Origin of the sequence: Dehalococcoides sp. (genome assembly GCF_041654235.1) — a bacterium.
GTDB classification, from domain to species: domain Bacteria; phylum Chloroflexota; class Dehalococcoidia; order Dehalococcoidales; family Dehalococcoidaceae; genus Dehalococcoides; species Dehalococcoides mccartyi_B.
In genome coordinates, this window is the sequence record NZ_JBAZDW010000005.1 from 18,908 (window position 1) to 43,499 (window position 24,592).

Consider the following 24,592-nt stretch of genomic DNA (forward strand, 5'->3'; position numbering starts at 1 on the left):
TCAGGAGGTGGCGTAATTGAGCGCACGTGGTCAAGATATAGTATCTATCATTAAAGAGCAGATAAAGGAATTCGGTGCTCCGGTCAGCATGACCAGCGTCGGTTCGGTTATCGAAGTAGGCGATGGTATCGCCCGTATTCATGGTCTTTCCAACGCCAAGTACAACGAACTGCTGGAATTCCCCGGCGGGGTTCTGGGCATTGCCCTTAACCTTGAAGAAGACAGCGTGGCTGCGGTTATTCTGGGTGAAGATTCCAATATCAAAGAAGGCGACGAAGTAAAGGCTACCGGCCGGATTTCTGAAATTACGGTTGGTAAAGGAATGATTGGCCGCGTAGTAGACCCCTTAGGCCGCCCTTTGGACGGTAAAGGGCCTATCAAGGCCGAATCAACCCGCCCCCTTGAGCGCATCGCCCCCAACGTGGTTGATCGTAAGTCAGTAAACACCCCGGTTCAGACCGGTATCAAGGCCATTGATGCCATGATACCCATCGGCCGTGGTCAGCGTGAGTTGATTATTGGTGACCGTTCAACCGGTAAAACCGCCATTGCTCTGGATACCATTATTAACCAGAAGGGCGGAGATCTGGTTTGTATTTATGTAGCTATCGGCCAGAAAGCCTCAAAAGTAGCCCGGATTGTGGCTTTACTTGAGCAATACGGCGCTATGGAGCATACTATTGTGGTAGCGGCAAATTCCTCTGATGCGGTAGCTTTGCAGTATCTGGCGCCATATGCCGGCTGTGCTATCGGTGAGGAATTTATGGAACAGGGTAAAGATGCTCTGGTGGTCTACGATGACCTTACCAAGCATGCGTGGGCTTATCGCCAGCTTTCGCTCCTCCTTCGTCGCCCCCCTGGACGTGAAGCTTACCCGGGTGATTTGTTCTACCTGCATAGTCGTTTGCTGGAGAGGGCTGCCCGTCTTAATGATAAGCTTGGCGGCGGTTCACTGACCGCTTTGCCCATTATTGAAACTCAAGCCGGAGACGTTTCGGCTTATGTACCTACTAACGTTATTTCCATTACCGATGGCCAGATCTACCTTGAGCCTGATATGTTTAATGCTGGTATCCGCCCTGCGGTTAACGTGGGTATATCGGTATCCCGCGTAGGTTCAAGTGCCCAGACCAAAGCCATGAAAAAGGTTGCCGGCAAGCTGAAAATGGACATGGGTCAGTATCGTGAACTGGCCGCTTTTGCCCAGTTTGGTACTTCCGAACTGGATAAATCCACTCGGATGCAGCTAGAACGTGGTCAGCGGGTTACTGAAGTTCTCAAACAGGGTCAGTACCAGCCTGTGCCTGCGGCTAAACAAGTCGCCATTTTGTATGCCACTCTTAACGGTTATCTTGATAATATTGAAGTTGGTAAAGTGCGTGATTATGAAAGCGGGCTTTATCGTTTCCTTGAGGCGAATTTTGCTTCGGTGTTGACTGCTATTGCCAAGGAAAATGTTATCTCTGCCGATACCGAGAAAACTCTTAAAACCGCTTTGGATGAGTACAAGAAGGGTTTAGTAGTATAAATTTCGAACCTGGCGGGAAGTTAAATGGCTAATTTAAGAATAATTAAAAGGCGTATCCGCAGTGTCCGTAACATAGCCAAGATTACAAGGGCTATGGAAATGATTGCGGCCTCTAAAATGAAGAAGGCCCAGGAACGCGGTCTGGCTGGTAGGCCTTACAGTGAAAAGATAACCGAAGTTATAGCGGCTTTGGCGGCTTTGCCCCAAAGTGGTGAAATTTTGCATCCGCTACTTGAACGCAGGCCAGTCAAAAAGATAGCCATACTCCACATAACCCCTGACAGGGGTCAGTGTGGCGGTCTGGTTGCCAATATTAACCGCAAGACTGGTACTTTTATCATGGAGCAAAAGGTTCCCGTTTCTGCCGTAGTTGTAGGGCGTAAAGGGGTGGATTTTATCCGCCGTATAAGGCAGCAAATGCGGGCAGAATTTATAAATCTGGGCGATAAACCCGATTATCTGGATACTCTTCCCATTTCCAGAGTTATTATGGATGACTTCATGAGTGGGGAAATTGATCAGGTCTTTATCGCCTATACTCAGTTCGTAAGCACCGCTATACAGAATCCCGTGCTTGAGCAGCTGCTGCCGGTAGTGCCGGTTGAGTTGCCTCCCGGCCAAAATCTGGAATATATTTATGAGCCGGAATCGGCTACTGTTTTGAATTCACTTTTACCCCGTTTTGTTGAGATGAGTGTTTATCATGCCATTCTGGAATCCATTGCTTCAGAGCAATCAGCCCGGATGGTAGCTATGCGAAATGCTACCGATAATGCCAAAGAACTTATCGGCGAACTTACACTGGTCTACAACAAGGCGCGTCAGGAATCTATTACTAATGAGCTTTTGGACATCGTCGGCGGAGCTGCCGCGCTGGCCTAATTCTAGGAGGATATAATGGCAAACGGAAAGGTTATACAGGTAATTGGTTCGGTTGTTGACGTAGAGTTTTCGGCAGATTCCATGCCGGCTCTGTTTAACGCATTGGAAATTCCCCGTGAGAACGGCAAAATGGTGCTGGAAGTGCAATCACACGTTGGTAACAACCGCGTAAAGTGCCTTTCCTTTACTCCTACCGATGGTTTGGAGCGTGGCGCCGAGGTTATAGATACCACAAGGCCGCTTTCAGTTCCGGTAGGCCGGGGTACTTTGGGACGCATCTTTAACGTGTTGGGTGAAGCTCTGGATAACAGGGGTGATGTAAAATCTGAAAAGACTATGCCAATTCACCGCCTGGCTCCCGGTATGGATGAGCTGGAATCTTCCGCTCAGGTACTGGAAACCGGTATCAAGGTAATCGACCTTATCGCCCCCTTTGCCCGTGGCGGCAAGATTGGCGCTTTGGGCGGTGCAGGCGTAGGCAAGACAGTTCTTATTCAGGAACTTATCCGGAATATTGCTACCGAGCATGAAGGGTTTTCTGTTTTTGCCGGTGTAGGTGAACGTTCCCGCGAAGGTAATGACCTCTGGCATGAAATGGAAGATTCCGGCGTGCTTCCCAAGACTACCATGGTATTCGGCCAGATGAATGAGCTTCCCGCTGTTCGTCTGCGCATTGCCCTTACCGGTCTGACCATGGCTGAATATTTCCGTGATGAAGAAAGACAGGACGTGCTCCTGTTTATTGACAATATTTATCGTTACACTCTGGCTGGTATGGAAGTATCCGCCCTTCTGGGGCGCATGCCCTCAGCTGTAGGTTATCAGCCCACCTTGGCCACTGAAATGGGAGCTTTGCAGGAGCGCATTGCTTCCACCAAGCAGGGTTCAATCACTTCATTCCAGGCTGTGTATGTACCGGCTGATGACTATACCGACCCCGGTGTGGTTGCCACCTTTGGTCATCTGGATGCTATGATTGCCCTTGAGCGTTCGCTGGCTGAGCAGGCTCTCTATCCTGCGGTAGACCCGCTGGCCTCCAATTCCCGCATACTTGATCCTCAGGTAGTGGGTGAGGAACATTATAAAGTAGCCCGTGATGTCCAGAAGGTTCTCCAGCGCTACAAGGACTTGCAGGATGTTATTGCGATTTTGGGTATGGAAGAACTTTCAGAAGAAGACAAGCTGACTGTTGCCCGTGCCCGCCGTATTCAGCGTTTCCTGACCCAGCCCATGTTCGTTTCAGAGGTATTTACCGGTCGTCCCGGCCAGTATGTATCTTTGACCGAAACTATTCGCGGGTTCAAAGAAATCCTTGAGGGTAAACATGACAGTTTGCCTGAACAGGCCTTTTATATGGTAGGCACTATTGATGACGCCGTAGCTGAAGCCAAAAAGCTAAGCGCGGTCTAAGTATTATTACTGGCAGGTAAAAAATTGGCTAAATTAAAGCTGGACATAGTAACTGCGGAACGTTCGGTTTTTTCCGAAGAGGTAGATGTGGTGGTTGCCCCCGGTATTGAGGGTGAAATGGCCATACTACCCCATCATGCCCCGCTGATGACAGCTTTGCAGGCGGGGGAACTCAAGGCCAAAATAGGCACAGAGGAATATTCTCTGGTAGTTTCCGGCGGTTTCCTTGAGGTACGTCCTGACAGAGTAGTTGTATTGGCAGATAGTGCCGAAAGGGCTGAGGAGATTGACATTGCCCGGGCTATCGAAGCTAAGAAAAGGGCTGAGGCCAGTATGGCTGACAAATATGTGCCCGGTATGCTGGCTGCCGAAACAGAGGCTTCACTCAGACGGGCGATGGTTCGTCTGAAGGTGGCCGAGAAACGGCGGAAACACCCTCAAGTCTAGTTCATATAACACTCATAAATGATAAAAGCCCCTCTGAACAAGGGGCTTTTTGTTTGGGATGATAAAACTAAAAGCTAATCAAGTAAACCGGGAATGGGGTCAATAATTATTTTACCGGTTTTCAGGTTTATTTCTTTTACTACGTCCTTGATTGCCGGTATCAAGGCTTCTTTAACACCGTAACTGCTTACGTATATATCGTTAGAGGGCATATGCAGTATTTCTTTTATCTGCCCAATCTTAACTCCTGACAGATCCACCACTTCCAGCCCTATCAACTGAAAGTCATAGTAAACGCCCTCAGGCAGTTCCTTCAAAGCGGAGGCAGGTATTTCCACCAGAGCGTCCTTGAGTTCCAGAGCGGTATCAATATCGTCTATTCCGCTCAAATGAACAATAACCTGGGCTTTTTGCCAGTTAGTCTGGCTGATGGTATACAGCTTGCGTCCTACCAGCAGTTCATTCCCGGCATCAAAGCGTTCGGGGAAATCCGTCAGCACCCCAATCTTGAGGCCGCCACTTATTCCCCATACTCCCAGCACTTTACCTATTAAAATATATTCTTCTTGAGTCATTTCCTTCACATATTAATAAGGTCAACCCGAACCGCGGCGCAAGGCCGGGAGGGGTTGACCTTAAATAGGCCTGGTTCTGTTATTTAACTAAAGAATTTCAAGACGGGCGCGTTTGCCGGCCTTGGCAGCCTTGACCCGAATGAGAGTGCGCATTGCCTGAGCAATCCTGCCCTGCTTGCCGATAATCCTGCCCTTATCTACATCGGCTACCTTAAGAGTAAGTTTGATGCCTTCTTCTTCAGGTTCCTCTGTCACTACTACATCATTTGGCTCGTCAGCTAGCGATTTGGCGATGTACTCGACAAGTTCTTTCATGGGATCTCCTTCTGTTTAGTTAGAATTAACGACGCCGGCCTTCTTTAAAAGACGGGCAACCGTATCCGTAGGTTGAGCACCTTTGCCAATCCAGTAGAGGACTTTTTCTGCGTTTATGATTACAGTTTCAGGATTAGTCATGGGGTTGTAGGTGCCGACAAGGTCCGTATAAGTGGCATCACGCGGCGAACGGGCCTCAGTGACGATTATCCGGTAGCAAGGCTTCTTGGGGGCTCCGATACGAGTGAGTCTGATTTTCAACATGATTGTTTACCGCTTACCTTTTTTGCTGGTATTATGACTTATCGTAGCCAAGCTGTCAAATATGCCTTTGGGACTGTCTAACCCCAAGGGGGGATAAATATATACAAATTATCTCTGTAGTTATCTAAAAATATTAGATATAATATGAATGTGAAAATTAAAAAGCTTCATAATTGGGATATGACACCCACCGAGGCAATACTTCTTCAGCGTGAACTTGCCCAAAAAGTGTCTGCTTGCGGCACTCTTTCTAGCATAAGCTTGGTTGCCGGGGCAGATGTCTGGCACAGTCGCACTTCAGGTATGGGCAGGGCGGCAGTAGTGGTGCTGAGCTATCCGGATATGAATCTGGTGGAGGTGAGCCGCTCCGAAGGGGATTGCCATATTCCTTATATACCCGGTTTATTGTCATTCAGAGAAATGCCACTTTTACTTTCCGCTTTTGAGGGTCTGGAAAGCATGCCCGACTTTATTCTTATGGACGGGCAGGGGCTGGCTCATCCCAGACGCCTTGGCATTGCTTCGCATCTGGGGCTTTTTTTAAATAAACCGGTAATCGGTTGCGCCAAGAGCCGTCTGGTCGGCGAGTATGCACCTCTGGCTGATGAGGCTGGAAGTTACTCAGACTTGTATCATAACAGCCAGCTGGTAGGACGGGTGCTGCGTACCCGCAGGGGGGTAAACCCTTTGTTCATATCAGTAGGGCACAAAATTTGCCTTGAAGAAGCTTGCAGCCGGGTTGCAGATTGTTGCCGGGGGTACCGTTTGCCTGAACCCCTCCGCCATGCTCATTTGGCGGCTGCCCAGCTGATTTAAAATATATCCGGTATTATCATATCCGGCTATAAATGGTATTCTATATCATACGGATTTGAGCGTACAGGCTAACCACACCCGTTTTCAAGCGTTATATTAAAAGAGGTATTATGCAAGATATATTGAGTGAACTTAAGGGCCGCATTTTTTCTGACATGGTGCGACTTTGACGTTTCTGCTAAAGAACTGGAAATAACTGAACTTGAAACTGCCTCCAGCAACCCTGATTTTTGGCAAGATCAGCAAAATGCCCAAAAGGCTATGAAAAAACTGGCCGCCAACAAACGTACTTCAGAGCTTTGGCGGGGTTTGGAACGGCGTATAAACGACCTGACTGAACTTGCGGTATTGTCCCGTGAAGACCCGTCGTTGAGTAATGAGATAGAACATGAAATCAGTGGTTTAACTGCTGAGCTGGATAGTCTGGAAGTAGGCTTGGCTTTTTCCGGCCAGTATGACAACCGAAACGCCCTGCTTACGGTGCATGCCGGAGCGGGCGGGGTGGAATCTCAGGATTGGGCAGGTATGCTGCTACGTATGTTTATGCGTTGGGCTGAAAAGAAGGGTTTTGGTATGGAAATACTTGACCAGAGCCTCGGTGAAGAGGCCGGCATAAAGAGCGCCACTTTGCAGATAGAGGGTGAATACGCTTACGGTTTTCTGAAAAGTGAACATGGGGTGCACCGCCTGATAAGGCTTTCTCCCTTTGATGCCGACCATGCCCGCCATACTTCATTTGCGCTGGTAGAGATTATGCCTGAAGCTGAAGACAGTGTAGATATTGATATAAAACCGGAAGATATAAAAATTGATATGTTCCGTTCCAGCGGTCCGGGGGGGCAAAACGTTCAGAAGGTTTCAACGGCAGTACGGGTTACTCACATACCTTCGGGTATTGTGGTTGCCAGCCAGACAGAGCGCAGCCAGCACCAGAATCGTGAAATTGCCATGAGGATACTGGCCTCCAAACTGCTGGCAGTGGAGATTGCCAAACGGGCGGAAGAGCGCGCCAAGCTTAAGGGTGAACGCATTTCTGCCGAATGGGGTAGCCAGATACGCAGTTACGTCCTTCACCCCTACAAAATGGTTAAAGACCACCGCACAGATTATGAAGTGGGTAATGCCGAAGCTGTGCTGGAAGGTGAACTGGACGGCTTTATAAGCGCCTACCTTCGGCAGAATATAGGAAGGGAATAATGAAAAAACAGTTACTGGCACTGGGGCTTATGCTGGGAATACTGCTTGGAGGCTTGGTTCCGTCCACGCTAACTGCCCAAAGTCCCATTACTATAGATAAAAGCAGCGTAAATATTACCTTCCCCAGCAATATTGGATTCAGTCTAACTGCCAGCAGCATCAGCAATATTACCGATATACGGCTGTATTATACCGTTGACCGCAAAACTTTTTCAGAGGTATATAGCGAGTTTGTCTTAAATTTTACCCCTGACACTACCGTAAATGCATCATATTCGTGGGATATGCGCTATACCGGCGGTATGCCGCCGGGTGCCCGTGTTAACTACTGGTACCGGATAACAGATGAAGCTGGAAATATCCTTACCAGCCCCAGCCAGACAGTTGTGTATGAAGATGCCCGTTTTGACTGGCAGAGTATTTCGGAGGGTATGCTGGAGCTGTACTGGTACAATGGGGAACAATCTTTTGCGGATGAACTTATGGAGTCAGCCCAGGCAGCACTTTTGCGTTTGGCGGCAGATACCGGTGCAGAACTGCAGGATAAGGTTACACTGTATATTTACGCAAACTCCGCCGACCTCCAGAGTGCCATGGTATTCCCCTCTGAATGGACCGGCGGCGTGGCCTATCCTGCTTTCAATGTGATTGCTATAGGCATAGCACCATATGATGTTGACTGGGGCAAACGGGCTATCACCCATGAGCTGGCGCATCAGGTAACCAGCCAGATGACTTCTAACCCTTACTGTGATTTGCCTGTATGGCTGAACGAAGGCATTTCTATGTATGCCGAGGGTAATCTGGAAGCAGTATATGTCAATTATCTTGTCTGGGCCATTGGTCAGGATAAACTTATTTCAGTCAAAAGCCTGTGCAGCCCTTTTTCAGCCAATTCAGCAGATGCTTATTTGTCTTATGCCGAAAGTTTTACCCTGGTAAATTATCTCATCACCTATTACGGCCCGGAGAAATTTTCGGCTTTGCTGGAAACCTTTCATCAGAGTGCCGGTTATGACGAAGCTTTGCTGGCTGTTTACGGTTTTGATATACAAGGCTTAAATACCCTGTGGCAGGCCACTTTGAAAAACGGTGCTATCGAAATTCAGCCGCCAAGGTCTATCATTCTGACTCCCGGGCTGGCGGTGCTTCTGACGCTGGTGGCAGGGGGCAGTATTATAACCGCTTTCTGGTTATGGAGTAACAGGGTTGTCTCCCGTACCTAGCATACGTGATTTGCCGCTTGCCGAAAGGCCCAGAGAAAGGCTTCAGAGCTTAGGGGCGGGGGCACTTTCTTCGGTAGAACTTCTGGCGGTTATTTTAGGGCGTGGAGTGGCAGGTGAACCTGTTTTGCAGAGTGCCCAGCGTTTGATTGCGCATTTTGGCGGGCCTTCAGGTATTGCTTGTGCCAGTGTTGAGGAACTTTCAAAATTAAAAGGTATCGGTCTGGCCAAGGCCTGCCAGCTGAAAGCCGCTTTTGAACTAGCCAAGCGGGCAGGCGGGATTAAAGGCGAATACCAGCCCTGTATCAAAACCCCTGAAGATGTGTTTCAGATAATATATCCTCTGGTATGTGACGAAAAAAAAGAATATTTTTTCTGCCTGATGCTGGATGTAAAAAGCCGGCTTATTCGGGTAGGACATATATCCGTAGGCAGTCTGGAAGCAAGTGTGGTGCATCCCCGTGAGGTTTTTAAAGAAGCACTTTCTGCCAGTGCCGCATCTGTAATATTGGCGCACAACCATCCCTCCGGAGATACCGAACCCTCCCATGATGATATCGGGTTATCTGCCCGGCTGAGAGAAGCCGGAGGCATAATGGGGATAGAGGTACTTGACCATATAATTATAGGGGGACAAAGCTTTACCAGTTTAAAAAGACAGGGGCTTTTATAATGATGAAAAAAATACTGCTTATAATCCTTTCGGTCTGTCTCAGTTTCAGTTTGCTTCTAAGCGGCTGTGGCTATGCACCGGAAGATAACACTATGCCCACAGGTAACAACGTCCTTACACTGGTGGGGCAGGAACCATATACCCTTGACCCTGCCAAGGTAAGTGACAGCGGTTCGGTTACCTATATTTATCAGATATTCAGCGGGTTGTTGAAAATGGGTGATGATCTTACTCCTGTTGCGGATATTGCACAGAATTGGGAAGTAAGCCCTGACGGGCTTACCTATACATTTTATTTAAAACCAAATGTGAAATTTCATAACGGCCGTGTCTTGACTGCTGCAGATTTTAAATACTCTTGGGAGAGGGCAGCCAGCCCGGCCACTGCCTCTAATACGGTGCTGACCTTTCTTGGGGATATTCAGGGCGTAACCGAAATGGTGCAGGGACAGGCAAACTCCATTTCGGGTGTGACCGTGGTAGATGACCTGACTTTAAAAGTAAAACTGGTATCCCCCTGCAGTTTTTTCCTCTCAAAAATTTCATATGTAACTGCTTTCGTGGTGGACAAGGATAATGTATCCCAAGGTAGTGACTGGTGGAAAAAACCGGTAGGTACCGGTCCGTTTATGCTCCCGGAACTTACCCAGGGGAATTATATTATGCTAAACAGCAACCCTGACTATTATGATACCCCGGCCAAGATTTCCAGTGTTATTTTCCGTCTCCAGTCCGGCCAACCCATGGATTTATATGAAGTGGGCGGGATAGATGTGGCAGGTGTAAGTGCTGATTATCTGGCCAAAGCCACTGACCCTGACGGGGTTTTTTCAGCTGATTTGCAGGTAGTGCCTCAACTTAGTTTTTACTATTTTGCCTATGTTACCAGTAAAGCCCCCTTTGACGACCCCAAGATTCGTCAGGCTTTCAGCATGGCGGTAGACAAAGCCCGTATTATAGAGCTAAGCTACAAGGGAAGTGTCAGCGTGGCTGAAGGCATTTTGCCGCCGGGTATGCCCGGTTACAATCCTGACCTGTCTGGGCTTGAGTATAATCCGGAACGTGCCCGTGAACTTATTGCGGAGTCTTCCTATGGTAGTGTGGAAAATCTGCCCACTATTACCCTGACAGCCTCAGGCTGGGGAGGGTTGCTTCCGGTGGAACTGGAAGCGGTGATTGACCAGTGGAGGCAAAATCTGGGGGTAGAAGTGGTGGTACGCCAGATTGATATGGAACGTTTCCTTTATGACCTTCAGACTGAAAAAGACAACCTCTACTATTCCGGCTGGGTGGCAGATTACCCCCACCCGCAGGATTTTCTGTCAGTGCTTTTTGAGACCACTTCATCTTACAACAGCGGAGATTACTCTAACCCTGAGGTAGACGCACTGCTTGTGCAGGCGGCTGCCACTCTGGATACGGAAGAAAGTATGCAGCTTTATGCTCAGGCAGAACAAATACTGATAAATGATGCTGCTTGCCTGAGCTTTTGGTTTGGCAAGAACTACGTGTTAGTCAAACCCTATGTAAAGGGCTACAAGCTGAATGCAATGGGTATCCCCATACTTACGGAAGTTACCCTTGAAGCTCACTAAAGTAGTCTGAAAAGCGGTCTGAAGGGGCGTAAGCCCATTCGGCTGTTTGGGTGCGGGTGTGCTTAAATAAAAAACCCTGATTCGGGAGGTAAAAATCCCGGTCAGGGTTTACTTTTGGAATAAATGGCGGAGGGGGTGGGATTCGAACCCACGGTTCCCTTTCAGGAACAACGGTTTTCAAGACCGTCACCATAGACCGCTCGGACACCCCTCCATGACCTTAAAAAGAAGCTAAAATGAGTGTTTTAGGCTGACTTAACGAGTTAACATAACTGTGATTTGCTAACCATTTGCTAACGGAATTTTTTAAAAGGGCATTTGTTAAATTTCTGCTAACCACGCTGCTAACCATTTTGTTTATCATTTGAACAAGTTGCGGGCATATTATACCTGCTGGCAAATCCTGCGTCAAAGCTGAGTGCTTAAACCTGTCTAAATGGATACCAGTTTTGACGAACTGGATAAATATTGTCTTTTACCTGGTATTTAAAAGATGGGTAGTTTTCCGGGTATTTCGTTCAATATCTATAAAACACTGTAAAAGCTCTGCGGTAGCATAAATGAGAATACCCTGTAATAACGAAGCCAGAATACCCAACATACCGGCGAAAACTGAAAAAGCCGTTGCGCTATCAATATGGATGAGACCGTCGCCTGCCATGATAGTGGTTGAAGCAATAATGCCTGCCAAAGTGATGAGTATAGCCAGTATTTTTATAACTTTTATTACCAATTGGAGTGCCGGGTATCTGCTTTTCACGTTTCGGGTTTTACCTTTCAAATTTGAGGTTTGTTTTACCGCGTTTTTATACCTGCGGTGCGGGCAGGCAGGCAAGCCTGAATCGGGTCTGGTTTAATGTTTCTTTGACTGGTGAGTTTTATGAACGGAAACTTTTTGGAAACCGTTTATTTGGGTTGTAGCTACTTTTCTGAATTTGTATCCGCATCTATCGCACTTGAAGGATTGCCCCAAAAGCCAGTCCATTATTCTTGGCTGGGTATGAAAATTATGGCAATCACATTTCGGGCAGACCTTTTGAACGGGCAGGGTATGCTGTTATAAAGTTTTCAAATATCTCTAGTACTTCAGGGAAATTTGCCCGTCCGAATCCAATGCGGAAGTGATTTTGGCCGTAATTGTAAACCTCTGACGGCAAAATCATGATGCCTGTTTTTTCTAAAACCTGCTGGCAAAAGTCCATGCAGGGGGTGATTTTATTCAGGCGGGGAAAGCAGACAGAACCGGCTTTGGGCTTTACCCAGCTGAAATCCTGCTTGTGTCTGCCCATAAAACCTTCAAGAAGTTTCAGATTTTGATTTAGTCTTCCCAGCTGGGCAGATACGATGGTATCTTTATTGCGCAGGGCGATTATAGACAATATTTCAGCTGTGGCACTGCCGCAGATGGTAGTATAGTCTTTGAAACCGGCCATTTTTGATAACATGTCTTTATCCCGGCAGGCAAGCCATCCGCTTCGCAGTCCCGGCAGACCGAATGATTTGGAAAGACCGCCCAGACTTACAGACATGCCAGATTTGTCACAGGCGGCCGGGAGGCGGTTTTGAGGTGAGTACTCCAGCAAGCGGTACATTTCGTCTGAAAAGTGCCATAAATTATGTTGGCATATTATTTCTGTTATTAGGGCGTAATCTCTGGTGTCAGGCATTGCCCCGGTGGGGTTATGGGGGAAATTGGTTATTATCAGGCGGGTGTTGGGGCGGATATTTCGGCTAAGGAACTCGGGGTTAAACCGCCAGCCGTTTTCCTCTTCAGGTTTCCAGTAACTGACTTCACAGCCAAGGCTTTCTGCCAGCTGGTATAGTGACTGGTAACCGGGAAAGGTGCAGATAACATGGTCACCCTTTTCCAACAGGCAGTTCAAAGCTATAAATATGCCTTCTTCGGGCACGGTAGTCAGGATATCAGACGGGGTAATGTGTTCGTACAGTTTGGCTATTTCTTTTCTGAGCAGGGGGTAACCGTCTGAATAGGTATATCCCAGCTTCAGGTTTTGCCAGAGACTGCGGCACTCAGCGTCTGCCAATGACAGCAGGTCTTCAAGTCCCAGAGATTCGCAGTCAGAGCTTGACATAAGATATCTGGCTGAAAACTCATGCTTAGCAAAGTAACGTTCCAGTTCAAAGGGTTTTATATCCAATACAAAGGCCCTTTCCTAGCGGATAACGTCCACTCCCATAAACGGGCGGAGTACTTCAGGAATTACAATGCTTCCGTCCGGTTGCTGATAGTTTTCTATAACCGATATCATCACTCTGGGCAGGGCCAGACCTGATCCGTTCAGGGTGTGGACGAATTCGGGTTTGGCTTCGGAGGTGCGGCGGAAGCGGACATTAGCCCGCCTGCCCTGAAAGTCTGTGCAGTTGGAACAGGATGAAACCTCCAGCCATTCGTCAACTCCGGGTGAATACATTTCAATATCATAAGACTTGGCTGAACCGAAGCTTATATCAGCGGTGACCAGCTGTTTAAGGCGGTAGGGTATTTTGAGGGCGTCTGCTATTTCTTCCGCATCTGCCACCATCTTTTCCAGTTCGGCAAAAGAATCTTCCGGTTTGCAGTATTTATAGAGTTCAACCTTGTCAAACTGATGCAGCCGCTTAATGCCGCGTACATCCTTGCCGGCGGACATTTTCTCACGGCGGAAACAGGCGGTGTAGGCTACATAATGAATGGGCAACTGCTCTGCGGAGAGTATTTCATCACGGTGCAGATTGGTTAAGGGGGCTTCAGCGGTAGGCACCCACCAGTAGTCTTCCTCTGCGTCATGATAGAGATTGTCAGCAAATTTGGGCAGGTTGCCCGAAGCTACCAGACACTCTCTTTTTATCATATAGGGGGGGTAGATCTCGGTATAATCGTGTTTTCGGGTATGCAGGTCTAACATAAAGGCAATAAGGGCTCTTTGAAGGCGGGCACCCGCGCCTTTCAAGATATAGAAACGTGAACCCGAAAGTTTGATACCCCGGTCAAAGTCTATAATATCCAGGGCTTCACCCAGTTCCCAATGAGGTTTGGGAGTGAAACTGAAATTGCGTTTTTCTCCCCTGTAATAAAGGACTACATTTTCGCTTTCATCTTTACCAACAGGCACAGACGGGTCAGGAATATTGGGTACTCTGAGCAATCGGTCAGTCAGCTTTTCATCTACCTGTGAAAGTTCGGACTCAAGTGTACTTATCTGCCCGCGTAAAACCCGCCCCTCTTCAATGGCGGTCTCATCCCTCTGTTTGGCCATTATTTTGCGTTTGGCACGAAGGTTATCCAATTCCTGAGTGAGGTTACGGCGGCTGTTATCCAGTTCCAGTATTTCATCAATGGGGGCATCGGTATTCCGGTCTGCCACTGCCTTGCGTACCAGTTCAGGATTTTCTCTTATAAATTTCAAATCAAGCATGAAAGTTCTCCTTCTGCCAGAGTAATCTAAATTATTCCTGTGTTTTAGTGTCTTCCCGGTCCTTCAGGGCAGGAAATAGAATAACCTCGCGGATAGAGTCATGGTTGGTAAAGAGCATCACCAGACGGTCAATACCCACACCCAGACCGCCGGTGGGCGGCATACCGTATGCCAGAGCGGCCAAAAAGTCTTCATCCACGCTTTCAGATTCGTCCGTGCGTAGCTGACTGCGTTTTTCAAGCTGTTCTTTAAAACGTGCCCTTTGCTCTACCGGGTCATTCAGTTCGGAAAAAGCGTTGGCTATTTCCATATTTGCGCAGATGGCCTCAAACCGCTCTGTCAGGCGGGGGTCTTCTGGTTTCTGTTTGGCAAGGGGAGACATGGCCACAGGGTGGTCAGTAAGGAAAGTGGGTTGAACAAGGTGGGGTTCTACAAATTCACCTACCAGCTCATCTACCAGTTTCCCCCAGTCTTTGGCGGGGTCTACTTTGAGTTTGCGGCGGGTCATTTCTGCTGCCAGTGTTTCTTTGGTGGGGAAATCAAAAAAGTCTATGCCGGCATATTGTTTTACAGCATCACGCATGGTCAGGCGGGGCCACGGGGGAGTAAAGTCCAGGGTAATATCTCCAAACGGCAGGGTGTATCCACCGCTAATCTCTTTGACCACGCTTGAAACCATTTCCTCAAGAAAATCCATAACGTCTTTATAGTTAGCGTAAGCCTGGTAGCTTTCCATCATGGTAAATTCGGGGTTATGCCTGGTGGAGATGCCTTCGTTACGGAAAATACGCCCAATTTCATACACCCTGTCAAAACCGCCCACTATCAGCCTTTTCAGGTGCAGTTCCAGAGCTATTCGCATATAAAAATCACAGTTCAAAGCCTGATGATGGGTAATAAACGGGCGGGCGAGTGCCCCGCCTGCTTCAGGCTGAAGAACAGGTGTTTCTACTTCCAGAAACCCTTTAGCATTCATAAAGGCACGTATAACACTGATAACCCGGCTGCGGGTCAGGAAGGTCTGGCGGGCATCTGCGTTGGAAATCAGGTCAAGGTAACGCTGGCGGTAGCGTTTCTCCACATCCTGCAGGCCGTGCCATTTCTCAGGCAGAGGCAGGAGTGATTTTGAAAGCATACTTACTTTGGTAGCAGCCAGACTGGGCTCACCAGTGCGGGTACGCATCAGGCTACCCTCTACCCCGATAAAATCACCCAAATCCAAGTCTTTAAGCAGTTCTATACTGGCTTCGTCAAGGTCATTCTGACGGAAAAAAATCTGCATTTTACCACTGCCGTCACGTATATCCATAAAGGAAATCTTGCCCATATCACGGCGGGTCATTATCCGTCCGGCAAGCTTAAGGACTTCCTTCAGATGATTTTCCTGTGTTTCAATCTCAACCAGCAAAGCAACTGCCTGTGCGCTGGTATGGCTGGGATGAAAAGTGGACGGATAAGGGTTGATACCCCGGCTCTTTATCCGTTCAAGTTTTTCCATCTTTTGAGCGTTTAAATATTCTTCCGGCATAGACTACTCTCTTGTATCTGGGATTTTCAAAGCTATTATATGCTATCACTGCGGCTAAGGCAAAGATAGACCCTCTGGTTTGATTGGTGAGTTAAAACTGCTTAAGGTATAAAAGAGGCAGGCAGTATACATGTAGACCGGATAATATTTGAAATGTGATATAAAAGTGCTATAATTGCTGACGTTCTGAAAAAATGTCACAAATAATACAAAATAGATAGAAAAACGTATGGATGTATCAGAGTCTATCATCCCTATTATCGTAGGTATAGTGCAGGCGGTTTTAATTGTTGTATTGATAGCTTTGGGTATATATAGTTTGAGAAATAATAAATCCGGAAAACAGTTTGAAGCAAAAGATATTCAAGCTGGTGAATCACGCGAAGAAAAGTTTATTAGCCGGGATTAGTTATCTTTTATTTTCATAAATCAGCCAAGCGGAGGCTATCCAGCCAGAAAAGGGCTTTGGGCTCTTTTTCCAACACAAAGCGGATATTGGCACGTATTGCTAGCTCCAGTTCCGACAATATCTCCCGGTTAATCTTCAGGCGGCAGATACTGGAGAAGCTGTTTTCCTGTATATAACGCAATACTTTCACCGTATTTACCGAAACAGGCATACCGATTTGGGTGTTTCGGCAGTTCGGGCAAATTACCCCGCCGCTTTCCGGGCTGTAGTAATTTATGGTCGCCTGCAGTTTTTTATGGCAATTGGCACATTCGCGGAGTTCCGGTTTGTAGCCACTACTTGCCAGAAGGTTTATTTCAAAATATTTTAAACACAATTCAGGCTGAGAGCCATTATCCAGTTCCTCCAGAGTGGAGAGCAAGAGCTGAAACATGGCAGGGTTGGCAGCTTCCTCCGGCGAGAAATGGTAAGCCAGCTCACAGGCATAAAAAGCCATGGCGGATAGTTGAAGGCTGTTGCGGATATTAAGAAAACTCTGGATAGTCTGGCTGCCGGTTATCGTATCTATAGCTTTGCCTCTGGCAAGCGATACCTCTGAGTAGCATAAAAGCTCCAGATGGCCTGAAAGTTTGCTCTTGGTCTTTCTGACGCTCTTGGCAAAGCCCTGTATCAACCCCAGATCCGGAGTAAGCAAGCTTAAAATACGGTCAGCTTCACCGCATTTTGTTTTACGGACTATTATGGCTTTGGTCTTAAAGTCATGGGGTTTGGTCATTTAAATCTGTCTTTTCGGTTTTTCTAAAGGTATTGGGATAAACTCTAGGCTTTCACTGAATGATATTATATGTTTGAGCAGAAAAGGTAAAGCCACATTCAGGCATCAGTCGGTTTTTTCCTGCTGCCGGACAAACGTTCTTGAATCTGGGGGCTTTTCAATTCACGCAAGGCATCAGTGGCTATAAATCTGGCACTTCTGGTGTTTTGGGCAAGTATTTCCTCTCCCAGAGTTATGGCCGCTTTATTCAGGCTGAGATTGCGTTTTCCTATCTGGCGGAGTGCCCAGTTAACAGATTTTTTTACATAATTGCGCTCGTCAGATGCTTCTGCCAGCAGGCGGGGGAAGAACAAGACAAATTTTTCGTCCGGGGCTTTTTTGTCATGAACTGCCAGAGCTGTCAGTAAAACAAAGCCAGCCCGTTTTACATATTCTTCTTCACGGTAGGTCCATTTCAAAGCCTGTTCGTAGGCAAAAGGGGTTTTGTACCAGAGATTGTTGCAACATAGGTCGCAGATATCCCACGAATCTATATCTTTTACCCAAGTTTCCATTTCCTGCGGGCTTACCTTCCGGCTTTCAGCAACCAAGCTGGCCATTATCCGGGCTTCGTGTATGCCTGAATCCCAGAGTAACATGGCAAGCGGGTGGTTATGTCCGGCCTGCACGATAAGGCGGCGGATATCCTTTCCACTAACCCCCAGAGTATTGGCACTGGATATGCCGAAGCGGCTCATTCCGGCCGCATTATCTGCATTTGCCAGAGCTTTCAGCTGGGTTATCAGTTCGGTATATTCCTCTTGAATTTCTATATTTGCCAATTTAAAGCCATTTCTTTCTCTTAAAAAAAGATAACAGCAGCAAAACTATGGCCAGCATGAAAATGAGTATGCCGGGATATCCCCAGCTGAGACGGAGTTCCGGAATATCAAAATTCATGCCGTATATGCCTACAATGAAGGTCAGGGGGATAAAGATAGAGGCGAAAATGGTTAAAACCTTCATGACTTCATTCATGCGGTTGGAAAGGCTGGAGAGATAAATATCTATCATGTTGGAAAGCATATCCCGATAGGTTTCACCGGTATCTATCAGCTGGATAAGGTGGTCATAAATATCCCGGAAATATACATGGCTGTTTTTATCTATCAGAGGGTTTTCTGTGCGTTCGATGGATGCAATGGTCTCTCTGACCGGCCAGATAGATTTGCGGATAAAGAGCATTTCCTTTTTTGTACCTGAAATCTGTTTGAGGGTTTGGGAAGACGGGGTGGACAAAAGCTGTTCTTCTATTTCGTCCAGATAGTCTCCGAATTCCTCCAGCAAGCTGAAATATCCGTCTACTACCATGTCCAGTATGGAGTAGAGCAGATAGTCAGATCCAAGTTTGCGAAGCCGCCCGTTGTCAGATTTCAAACGCTCCTGAATGGGGTTTAAAATATCACTCTGATGTTCCTGAAAACTAATCAGATAGTTATTACCCAGCACCAGGCTGATGTGCTCGGAACGGGTTTTTTTAAGTTCGGAGTCCCAGTATAAGGCTTTGATAACGGCAAAGAAGTAATTGCCGTAGTCTTCCAGTTTGGGGCGTTGTTCGGTATTGACTACATCTTCAATGGTAAGGGGGTGGAGGCTAAAGCATTTGCCCAGTTCCTCCACCATGGCGGTATCCTGAAGCCCGTTTACCTTTATCCAGACTATGCCTTTGGACTGTTTAATCTGAGTAATACAATCAGCCAGATTTCTTACGGGCAGAGGTTGATATGAATCCGGAGTGTAGGAGTGCAGGCTGAGGCTAGCCTTTTCTGTTTTCCCTTCGCCTATAAATACTACCGAACCGGGCAGCATGCCCGCTTTCTGGGAATACTTTTTAGATTGTCTGGTCATAGCCTTCCTCCTTTGGTGATTCAATCAGGAAAGGCAAACTAAAAGTTCTGGCGTCCCTCCATGGCTCGGCTTAAAGTTACATCGTCAGCATATTCCAGTTCTGTCCCGAAGGGTAAGCCCCGTGCCAGTCTGGTCACTTTTATACCCAGTGGGGTTATCAGCCGCGAAAGGTACATGGCGGTGGCTTCACCTTCGGTAGTGGGATTGGTAGCCAGAATAATCTCTTCTACCTGACCATTATCCAGCCGAACCATAAGCTCGTTTATACGTATGTTCTGGGAGGTTATCCCTTCGGTGGGGGAAATAGCTCCATGCAGTACATGGTAGTATCCGCGGTAGACACCTACATGTTCAAGAGCCAGAATATCCTGAGGCTGTTCAACCACGCAAATCTTATTTGTTTCGCGTTTGGTATTCTGGCAAATGGGGCAAAGCTCACTATCAGCCACGTTACAGCAAATGCGGCACTGGCTTATCTGGTTTTTTATATTGCGGATAGTGTCTGAGAGGGAAATAACCTGATCTTCAGGTGCCCGCATAAGGTAAAATGCCAGACGCTGGGCGCTTTTCGGGCCTATACCCGGCAGTTTGCCCAGTGAATCTATCAGCTTGTTTACCACACCGGCCGTAGACGGTAAAGAAGTGTCCTTCAAAAAAATCTCCTGCCGAACTTTTTACATAAGACCCGGAATTTTGACATCTCCTATAAGTCCCTGCATCTGCTTGGAGCCTTCTTTTTTGGTCTCTTCGTAAGCATCATTGAAAGCTTTGGTAAGGGCATTTTCCAGATCCTTGGGTTTGGCCGGATTGATAATTTCAGATGAAATACTGAGGGACAGCACTTTTTGCTGGCCGTTCATCTTTATCTTGATAGCACCCTTGGCGCTTTCAGTCTCCACCACTATTTTTGCCAGTTCCTTCTGAGCTTTATCCAGCTTAGACTTAAGCTCCATGGCTTGCTTAATCATGTTCATGTTCACGTTTTACTTTTCCTCCACTGATATAATCTGGGCGCCCAGTTTCTGAGCTTGTTTTACCAAATGGTTGGTTTCGGCTTCAGATATGCATACCAGGGTGCATGTCTTGCCTACAAAATTTGAAATAAGTTCTGCAGTCACCTTACGGTTTTCCAGTTCTTCAATCTTGTCCTTGTGGTACTTGTATTTAAAGGACAGGGTGACTATATTTTTATCCATAGAAACCGGGCGGACACCGGCACTGCGGAGTATGGCCACTGCCGCTGACCGTTTTAGATTGTCCGGTGCCTGATCCAGTATGCTTTTCCAGCTGACTTTAAGCTGTTCTATTATATCCCCAGCTCCAATAAGCACTTTTTCTTCCTCTTTGGGCGGGGCAGGGGCGGTGTATTTGGGTTTTTCCTCAATCGGAATAGCCGCTCTGGTAAGTTTGGGTGCAGATTCCTTAGTGTGAGGCTTGGGAGTAGCTGCGGTTTCTGCAGATGTATTCGGTTTAGTTAAGGGTTCCGTTTTGGGTTCTTTGGTGGGTATATTATTAGATGCTGCTGTCTTGGGTGCTTCTAACGGAGCAGGTTTATCAGCTTTAACAGCCGGTATTTCGTCTTTGGGTTTATTTGGAAGCGGTACGGTATTTTCATCCAGAGAAGCGTCTATCAGTGCCAGCTCAAAGCTCAGGCTGGAAGCCGTATCAGATGAAAAATCCAGCTGGCTGAAGGCCTTTATAGCTTTGGTAATATTCTCCAGATTGGTTATACCGGAGACTTTTTGCAGGGCTTTTTTCTCATCAGCGGTCAGTTCCAGACTGCTTTCCGCTCCGCTGTTTACCAGCATAATCTGGCGGAGGTAATCCAGCAGTTCACGGCGGAACTGTTTTAAATCAAGCCCGTCTGCCAATACAGCGTTAAGGGTTTTAAGCCCGTTTTTAATGTCTTTTTTAAGTATATTTTCTGCCAGAGCTTTTATGCGTTCATCTCCGCTGATACCCAGAGCCGCCTGTACCTGGGACAGGCTTATTTCTGCTCCGTAAGTGGTGGCTATCTGCTGGAGCAGGTTTTCACCGTCACGGAAACTGCCTCCAGCCGAACGGGCTATCAGTTTCAAGGCCTCCGGCTCAACATTTATACCCTCTGCCAGGCTTATCTTGCCCAGCTTGCGGGTCATATCCACCAGAGATACCCGGTGGAAATCAAACCGCTGGCAGCGGGACATGATGGTGGGCAAAACCTTGTGGATTTCAGTAGTGGCAAGTATAAATATAACCCTTGGCGGTGGTTCTTCAAGCGTTTTCAGGAGTGCGTTTGAGGCACTGTTGGAAAGCATATGGACTTCATCTATGATATAAACTTTGTAATTTGCCAGTGACGGGGAATACTGAACCTTTTCTTTTAGTTCGCGGATATCGTCTACTCCGGTATTGGAGGCGGCGTCTATTTCTATTATATCCATGGAACTGCCCTCGGTTATGGAAAGGCACATGGGGCAGGTATTGCAGGGTTCACCCTTGCCCTGATTGGTGGTGCAGTTTACTGCCTTGGCTAAAATACGTCCGGTACTGGTCTTGCCTGTACCTCTGGGGCCGCAAAAAAGGTACGCCTGAGCAATACGCCCGCTTGAAAGGGCGTTTTTCAGAGTGTGGGCAACGTGTTCCTGGCCGACAAGGTCAGCCAGAGTTTGGGGACGCCATTTGCGGTAAAATACCTGACAGGTCATATCTGCCATATTATACCCTAAAAATGTTATTCTCCAAAGCAATTTCGGGCAGATATTTAGCTAGGGGTTATTAAAAACCCCTGCCAGTTTATCCGTCAGGGGTTGATACTTATAAAAGGGTTTGAGTTTTAACAGTCTTATTTCTATAAACAGGCGATCTGTCTTCGGTATCAGGAATGGGTTGGGTAGTAATATGGTCGATAATGCGGTTGCCGGTATTTACCATGTATTCACCCAGCCGCAGCATTAAGGGGCGTCTGGGGCTCGCAGGGCGGGCAGGGTGCAGACGGCGGTAATCTTCTGCCTGCACCCTGTACTCTTTATTCAATTCGCAGTTGTATAAGTAATATATTTCAAACATTATTTATGCGTGTATCAGTATTAGTCAGGTTTATTCGGTAAAGACCTTTACCTTGCTCCCTTCGCTGTCCACGTCCACCTCCATCTCTGTCATGGCCTCAATAAGGGGTTCTATGTCTTCTTCGCGAAGGTTCTTAAAGTCAAAATTGACCCCTTTTCCCTTTAGGTTGTGGTCTATTTCATTGGTGGCATCTGCCGGCAGTATGGAAGCCAGCTTGATTCCGGCTCTCAGTAAAGCCATAGGAACACGCACATTGACCTTGGCGTTTTTGTCTTCATCCGTGCCGTTTATTATCACTCTCAGGTACTTGGGGGAACCCTTGGGAGTGGCGGTGGCAGTTGAGCCGGGTTTTTCGCCTTCATTACCCAAAGCTCCCAGTAGTTTATTGGCTTCATCTACCGTTATTTTGCCTTCAGAAAGCATTTGCAGTATTTTTTTGGTGTTTTCAGACATTTTAAGTATTCCTCTTTAGATAAATTGTATTTTTATATGAGTATTTTTATCCTGGATATCTGCATTTATCCCCCTCAGGGCACACCATACCCGGTAAAAATAAGGGCCGATAAGTAACAGGAAACGGCCTCTGCCGCTTGCCCATGTCAGCAAAATGCCCAGTAACATGAACGGTGCAAGTACAATCATAAGTGCCAGTACAATGGGATAGACCAGGAATAACGGCAATATAAGCGGGAAACTTCTGCCATGCTTGCCGAATGGTATTCCCACCCAAAGCAACATCGGTGGCCAGTACATTATCTTTGCAACCTCCTTAGAGCTTCTTCAACCGAGATTCCACCTTTTTCCAGCTCTGTCAGTACATTATCATCTTCATTGGTCTTGGGTGGTGCGGGGAAGTTTTCAATAAAGTTGAAATTTGCACCTATCCGCTGGAGGCGGTTTTTTACGGTAGGGTAACTGATGCCGAAAAACTTCTCCATATCTTTTATAGAGCCGTGGCATTTTACAAATGCCATTACAAATACCTGGTCTTCAGCGGGGAGTCTGGCCAGATTAGGCAAATCAAAGCTGCCCTCAATGGCAATGCCTGAAGATACCAGTTTGACCCGCTCAACAGTCACAGGTGCTCCTTGAGTGAGCTTGGTCAGTTCCTGCCAGTCTTTAACCATATTAAGTACCTCCGGGTAGTTATTTAATTTATGCCAGTATTATATGTCAGAAAATTAAGAAAGTCAATATGTATATTAATAAAATTAATAAAACAGGCGATAAATATTGATAGTGTTTATTTGGCTGTAAGGAGAGTAGTGCCCAGACAATAAAAAACCGGCCTCAGAATTTCCGAAGCCGGTTAAATGCAGTGGTGTTTTAGAGGCTATTCAAGCAGGGAAGGAATATCTCTGCTGAGTTCATCAATATCACGCCGCCTGTCCGCCAGGTCGGACTGACGCTGTTTGATAATAGGCATCATGCTGGTGGAACGGTTATAGTAGTAGCGTACCCGTTCCAGATCAGACAGCTCGGAGAAGATAACGGTTACGGTCATGGTATCTTTTTCACGGGGATAGTCACCGTTGCGGATAATGGCATTAGGGGCCATCTCTCGCAGCCAGTCGCCCTGTTCCTTTATGATATCCATGTTTATTTCTTTGGCAGGGGCGGAAATCAGGAAAAGCGCCCGGCCGGCATCACGAGGGTCAATTTTCAAGGAAAGCTCGCTTACAGCTTCATCCATAGCCCGAATACCCTTGTAGTTGGAAACGCTCTTCATGCGGAAATGGTCAGTCTTGTCAAAAGGCAGGGTCAAAGTGCGAACACGTGACTTGCCGTGACCGATAACTGTCCAGCCCGAAATGGTCTGGATGATATCACCGGCGTCCATAGTCTTGGCACCGATGTATTTAGCATTTTTTTCTTCACCGGCACACAGCAAATCCCAGAAGGGTTCAACTATGAGTGAGTTTATCTTGGAAAGGTTGTAGCGGAGTGAAAAGTCCTTGCGGACATAACGCTGATTTTCTACCAATATAACCGCATCTGCTACCGAGCTGATGGATTTCAGGCAGACGGCGGTATTGTATACAGTGCGTTCTTCAGTTTTTTCCTCGTGTTCAAAAGGCATGGCTATCAGGGCATAAACCGGTTTGTCCATATAGCGCTCTTTGATATGCTGGGCAATAATGGAAACAGCACCCGAACCGGTACCGCCGGCGGCACCGGCAATAACCAGAAAACCGTCTGCATCATAAAAACGCTTGGTGGTGCGCAGGGCATCTATTACCTTATCGGCATCTGCTCTGGCTATTTCAGCACCCAGCTCGTTTATTTTACCTACTCCGTGCCCGCCGGTTTTACGCCCGCCGATAAGTATGCGGTGCTGGTGGTCAGGCTTGATGGTAACCAGACCGGAAAGGTCAGCCTGGTCTGTGTTTACGGCAAAGACTCCCGGGCAGATACTTACGTTTCGTTGGGAGCGTGCTCTTTTATCCATACGGGCAAACTCATCCGCTATGCGGCTGCCGCATTGCCCAAGGCCTATTACAATTAATTTCATTTTGTCCTCCGTTAATCGGGCTAAATTCTAAACTATTAGCTTTAGCATGTCAACAACTTACGTTTAGCTATTCTCAAGTTATTAGTTTTATT

The 24,592-nt window shown here is 47.2% G+C and carries 28 protein-coding genes and 1 tRNA gene; 10 read left to right on the forward strand and 19 right to left on the reverse strand.

The genetic code is table 11. The features are described 5' to 3' along the window. The first annotated feature begins 16 nt into the window (after window positions 1–16). Genes atpA through WC259_RS01270 form a run of 4 tightly spaced genes read left to right on the forward strand, consistent with a single transcriptional unit; the run spans window position 17 to window position 4,267 of the window. Window positions 17–1,528, forward strand: coding sequence for a F0F1 ATP synthase subunit alpha (atpA, locus tag WC259_RS01255; protein ID WP_011309076.1), 1,512 nt, complete (start codon window positions 17–19; stop codon window positions 1,526–1,528). A gap of 24 nt (window positions 1,529–1,552) precedes the next feature. Next, window positions 1,553–2,410, forward strand: a complete 858-nt coding sequence (gene atpG, locus WC259_RS01260) for an ATP synthase F1 subunit gamma (protein ID WP_078409618.1) — start codon at window positions 1,553–1,555, stop codon at window positions 2,408–2,410. Window positions 2,411–2,425: 15 nt separating this feature from the next. Then, complete coding sequence (gene atpD, locus WC259_RS01265) at window positions 2,426–3,820, forward strand: F0F1 ATP synthase subunit beta (protein WP_011309078.1); 1,395 nt, start codon at window positions 2,426–2,428, stop codon at window positions 3,818–3,820. Window positions 3,821–3,844: 24 nt separating this feature from the next. After that, the gene (locus tag WC259_RS01270) at window positions 3,845–4,267 is read left to right on the forward strand and encodes a F0F1 ATP synthase subunit epsilon (protein WP_011309079.1); all 423 of its coding nucleotides are present in this window, start codon (window positions 3,845–3,847) and stop codon (window positions 4,265–4,267) included. A gap of 74 nt (window positions 4,268–4,341) precedes the next feature. Here WC259_RS01270 and rimM read toward each other — a convergent pair whose 3' ends face one another. From rimM to rpsP, 3 genes are all read right to left on the reverse strand, one after another. Then, complete coding sequence (rimM, locus tag WC259_RS01275; RefSeq protein ID WP_011309080.1) at window positions 4,342–4,842, reverse strand: ribosome maturation factor RimM; 501 nt, start codon at window positions 4,840–4,842, stop codon at window positions 4,342–4,344. Between the two features lie 87 nt (window positions 4,843–4,929). Then, on the reverse strand, window positions 4,930–5,157 hold the full coding sequence (locus WC259_RS01280) for a KH domain-containing protein (RefSeq protein ID WP_010936343.1): 228 nt from the start codon (window positions 5,155–5,157) through the stop codon (window positions 4,930–4,932). Between the two features lie 15 nt (window positions 5,158–5,172). Continuing rightward, window positions 5,173–5,421, reverse strand: coding sequence for a 30S ribosomal protein S16 (gene rpsP / locus WC259_RS01285; protein WP_015406978.1), 249 nt, complete (start codon window positions 5,419–5,421; stop codon window positions 5,173–5,175). Between the two features lie 144 nt (window positions 5,422–5,565). On the opposite strand from rpsP, the gene nfi reads away from it, so the two are divergent. The 5 genes from nfi to WC259_RS01310 all read left to right on the forward strand — a co-directional run bounded on the left by nfi (window position 5,566) and on the right by WC259_RS01310 (window position 10,925). Further along, window positions 5,566–6,237: a deoxyribonuclease V gene (gene nfi, locus WC259_RS01290; protein WP_011309082.1), complete on the forward strand. Its 672-nt coding sequence runs from the start codon at window positions 5,566–5,568 to the stop codon at window positions 6,235–6,237. A 110-nt stretch (window positions 6,238–6,347) separates the two neighbouring features. Continuing rightward, window positions 6,348–7,434 (forward strand): peptide chain release factor 2 gene (gene prfB, locus WC259_RS01295; RefSeq protein WP_181213663.1). Its coding sequence is split into 2 segments (ribosomal slippage): window positions 6,348–6,404 and window positions 6,406–7,434, totalling 1,086 coding nucleotides; the frame shifts between segments, so codons are not numbered across the junction. After that, window positions 7,434–8,660: a peptidase MA family metallohydrolase gene (locus tag WC259_RS01300; RefSeq protein WP_011309084.1), complete on the forward strand. Its 1,227-nt coding sequence runs from the start codon at window positions 7,434–7,436 to the stop codon at window positions 8,658–8,660. The genes prfB and WC259_RS01300 overlap by 1 nt, the downstream gene beginning before the upstream one ends. Next, on the forward strand, window positions 8,644–9,330 hold the full coding sequence (gene radC, locus WC259_RS01305) for a DNA repair protein RadC (protein WP_015407628.1): 687 nt from the start codon (window positions 8,644–8,646) through the stop codon (window positions 9,328–9,330). The genes WC259_RS01300 and radC overlap by 17 nt, the downstream gene beginning before the upstream one ends. Next, window positions 9,330–10,925, forward strand: a complete 1,596-nt coding sequence (locus WC259_RS01310) for a peptide ABC transporter substrate-binding protein (RefSeq protein WP_012984241.1) — start codon at window positions 9,330–9,332, stop codon at window positions 10,923–10,925. The genes radC and WC259_RS01310 overlap by 1 nt, the downstream gene beginning before the upstream one ends. 124 nt (window positions 10,926–11,049) lie before the next feature. On the opposite strand, the gene WC259_RS01315 is transcribed toward WC259_RS01310, so the two are convergent. The 5 genes from WC259_RS01315 to lysS all read right to left on the reverse strand — a co-directional run bounded on the left by WC259_RS01315 (window position 11,050) and on the right by lysS (window position 15,869). Further along, a tRNA-Ser gene (locus WC259_RS01315) sits at window positions 11,050–11,139 on the reverse strand. A gap of 261 nt (window positions 11,140–11,400) precedes the next feature. Continuing rightward, a complete protein-coding gene (locus tag WC259_RS01320) occupies window positions 11,401–11,685 on the reverse strand; it encodes a hypothetical protein (RefSeq protein ID WP_011309087.1) in 285 nt (94 codons plus the stop codon). Window positions 11,686–11,941: 256 nt separating this feature from the next. Further along, window positions 11,942–13,084: an aminotransferase class I/II-fold pyridoxal phosphate-dependent enzyme gene (locus WC259_RS01325; RefSeq protein WP_012984243.1), complete on the reverse strand. Its 1,143-nt coding sequence runs from the start codon at window positions 13,082–13,084 to the stop codon at window positions 11,942–11,944. A gap of 15 nt (window positions 13,085–13,099) precedes the next feature. After that, window positions 13,100–14,341 (reverse strand): serine--tRNA ligase, encoded by a 1,242-nt coding sequence (serS, locus tag WC259_RS01330; protein WP_011309089.1) that lies wholly within the window; start codon window positions 14,339–14,341, stop codon window positions 13,100–13,102. Between the two features lie 31 nt (window positions 14,342–14,372). Further along, a complete protein-coding gene (gene lysS, locus WC259_RS01335; RefSeq protein ID WP_011928925.1) occupies window positions 14,373–15,869 on the reverse strand; it encodes a lysine--tRNA ligase in 1,497 nt (498 codons plus the stop codon). Window positions 15,870–16,098: 229 nt separating this feature from the next. Here lysS and WC259_RS01340 point away from each other — a divergent pair, with 229 nt between their 5' ends. After that, window positions 16,099–16,278 (forward strand): hypothetical protein, encoded by a 180-nt coding sequence (locus WC259_RS01340; protein ID WP_015406982.1) that lies wholly within the window; start codon window positions 16,099–16,101, stop codon window positions 16,276–16,278. Between the two features lie 13 nt (window positions 16,279–16,291). Here the strand turns inward: WC259_RS01340 and recO are convergent, their stop codons facing one another. The 11 genes from recO to WC259_RS01395 all read right to left on the reverse strand — a co-directional run bounded on the left by recO (window position 16,292) and on the right by WC259_RS01395 (window position 24,500). Continuing rightward, a complete protein-coding gene (gene recO / locus WC259_RS01345; protein WP_015406983.1) occupies window positions 16,292–17,053 on the reverse strand; it encodes a DNA repair protein RecO in 762 nt (253 codons plus the stop codon). A 98-nt stretch (window positions 17,054–17,151) separates the two neighbouring features. Beyond that, complete coding sequence (locus tag WC259_RS01350) at window positions 17,152–17,874, reverse strand: DNA alkylation repair protein (RefSeq protein WP_011309094.1); 723 nt, start codon at window positions 17,872–17,874, stop codon at window positions 17,152–17,154. A 1-nt stretch (window position 17,875) separates the two neighbouring features. Beyond that, window positions 17,876–18,940, reverse strand: coding sequence for a magnesium/cobalt transporter CorA (gene corA, locus WC259_RS01355; RefSeq protein ID WP_015406984.1), 1,065 nt, complete (start codon window positions 18,938–18,940; stop codon window positions 17,876–17,878). A 38-nt stretch (window positions 18,941–18,978) separates the two neighbouring features. Further along, a complete protein-coding gene (gene recR / locus WC259_RS01360; protein ID WP_011309096.1) occupies window positions 18,979–19,593 on the reverse strand; it encodes a recombination mediator RecR in 615 nt (204 codons plus the stop codon). Between the two features lie 21 nt (window positions 19,594–19,614). Continuing rightward, the gene (locus WC259_RS01365; protein WP_011309097.1) at window positions 19,615–19,914 is read right to left on the reverse strand and encodes a YbaB/EbfC family nucleoid-associated protein; all 300 of its coding nucleotides are present in this window, start codon (window positions 19,912–19,914) and stop codon (window positions 19,615–19,617) included. A 9-nt stretch (window positions 19,915–19,923) separates the two neighbouring features. Beyond that, window positions 19,924–21,636, reverse strand: a complete 1,713-nt coding sequence (dnaX, locus tag WC259_RS01370) for a DNA polymerase III subunit gamma/tau (protein ID WP_015406985.1) — start codon at window positions 21,634–21,636, stop codon at window positions 19,924–19,926. Window positions 21,637–21,736: 100 nt separating this feature from the next. Further along, a complete protein-coding gene (locus tag WC259_RS01375; RefSeq protein ID WP_015406986.1) occupies window positions 21,737–21,988 on the reverse strand; it encodes a hypothetical protein in 252 nt (83 codons plus the stop codon). 30 nt (window positions 21,989–22,018) lie between these two features. Further along, a complete protein-coding gene (locus WC259_RS01380; RefSeq protein ID WP_012984250.1) occupies window positions 22,019–22,441 on the reverse strand; it encodes a hypothetical protein in 423 nt (140 codons plus the stop codon). 15 nt (window positions 22,442–22,456) lie between these two features. Further along, on the reverse strand, window positions 22,457–22,741 hold the full coding sequence (locus WC259_RS01385) for a hypothetical protein (protein ID WP_015406987.1): 285 nt from the start codon (window positions 22,739–22,741) through the stop codon (window positions 22,457–22,459). Beyond that, window positions 22,741–23,115, reverse strand: coding sequence for a DUF2089 domain-containing protein (locus WC259_RS01390; RefSeq protein WP_011928934.1), 375 nt, complete (start codon window positions 23,113–23,115; stop codon window positions 22,741–22,743). Before WC259_RS01390 ends, WC259_RS01385 begins: the two co-directional genes overlap by 1 nt. Window positions 23,116–23,321: 206 nt before the next feature. Beyond that, on the reverse strand, window positions 23,322–24,500 hold the full coding sequence (locus tag WC259_RS01395) for a tubulin/FtsZ family protein (protein ID WP_015406988.1): 1,179 nt from the start codon (window positions 24,498–24,500) through the stop codon (window positions 23,322–23,324). Window positions 24,501–24,592 lie beyond the last annotated feature (92 nt).

Bases quoted from the DNA above. Each gene is read 5' to 3' on its own strand.
- atpD (WP_011309078.1), top strand. From the start codon at position 2,426: ATGGCAAACGGAAAGGTTATACAGGTAATTGGTTCGGTTGTTGACGTA.
- rimM (WP_011309080.1), bottom strand. From the start codon at position 4,842: ATGACTCAAGAAGAATATATTTTAATAGGTAAAGTGCTGGGAGTATGG.
- WC259_RS01385 (WP_015406987.1), bottom strand. From the start codon at position 22,741: ATGTACTGGCCACCGATGTTGCTTTGGGTGGGAATACCATTCGGCAAG.
- WC259_RS01365 (WP_011309097.1), bottom strand. From the start codon at position 19,914: ATGAACATGATTAAGCAAGCCATGGAGCTTAAGTCTAAGCTGGATAAA.
- WC259_RS01390 (WP_011928934.1), bottom strand. From the start codon at position 23,115: ATGGTTAAAGACTGGCAGGAACTGACCAAGCTCACTCAAGGAGCACCT.
- WC259_RS01380 (WP_012984250.1), bottom strand. From the start codon at position 22,441: ATGTCTGAAAACACCAAAAAAATACTGCAAATGCTTTCTGAAGGCAAA.
- nfi (WP_011309082.1), top strand. From the start codon at position 5,566: ATGAATGTGAAAATTAAAAAGCTTCATAATTGGGATATGACACCCACC.
- WC259_RS01340 (WP_015406982.1), top strand. From the start codon at position 16,099: ATGGATGTATCAGAGTCTATCATCCCTATTATCGTAGGTATAGTGCAG.
- corA (WP_015406984.1), bottom strand. From the start codon at position 18,940: ATGACCAGACAATCTAAAAAGTATTCCCAGAAAGCGGGCATGCTGCCC.
- rpsP (WP_015406978.1), bottom strand. From the start codon at position 5,421: ATGTTGAAAATCAGACTCACTCGTATCGGAGCCCCCAAGAAGCCTTGC.
- dnaX (WP_015406985.1), bottom strand. From the start codon at position 21,636: ATGGCAGATATGACCTGTCAGGTATTTTACCGCAAATGGCGTCCCCAA.
- WC259_RS01300 (WP_011309084.1), top strand. From the start codon at position 7,434: ATGAAAAAACAGTTACTGGCACTGGGGCTTATGCTGGGAATACTGCTT.
- WC259_RS01280 (WP_010936343.1), bottom strand. From the start codon at position 5,157: ATGAAAGAACTTGTCGAGTACATCGCCAAATCGCTAGCTGACGAGCCA.
- recO (WP_015406983.1), bottom strand. From the start codon at position 17,053: ATGACCAAACCCCATGACTTTAAGACCAAAGCCATAATAGTCCGTAAA.
- lysS (WP_011928925.1), bottom strand. From the start codon at position 15,869: ATGCCGGAAGAATATTTAAACGCTCAAAAGATGGAAAAACTTGAACGG.
- WC259_RS01395 (WP_015406988.1), bottom strand. From the start codon at position 24,500: ATGAAATTAATTGTAATAGGCCTTGGGCAATGCGGCAGCCGCATAGCG.
- atpG (WP_078409618.1), top strand. From the start codon at position 1,553: ATGGCTAATTTAAGAATAATTAAAAGGCGTATCCGCAGTGTCCGTAAC.
- WC259_RS01310 (WP_012984241.1), top strand. From the start codon at position 9,330: ATGATGAAAAAAATACTGCTTATAATCCTTTCGGTCTGTCTCAGTTTC.
- serS (WP_011309089.1), bottom strand. From the start codon at position 14,341: ATGCTTGATTTGAAATTTATAAGAGAAAATCCTGAACTGGTACGCAAG.
- WC259_RS01375 (WP_015406986.1), bottom strand. From the start codon at position 21,988: ATGTTTGAAATATATTACTTATACAACTGCGAATTGAATAAAGAGTAC.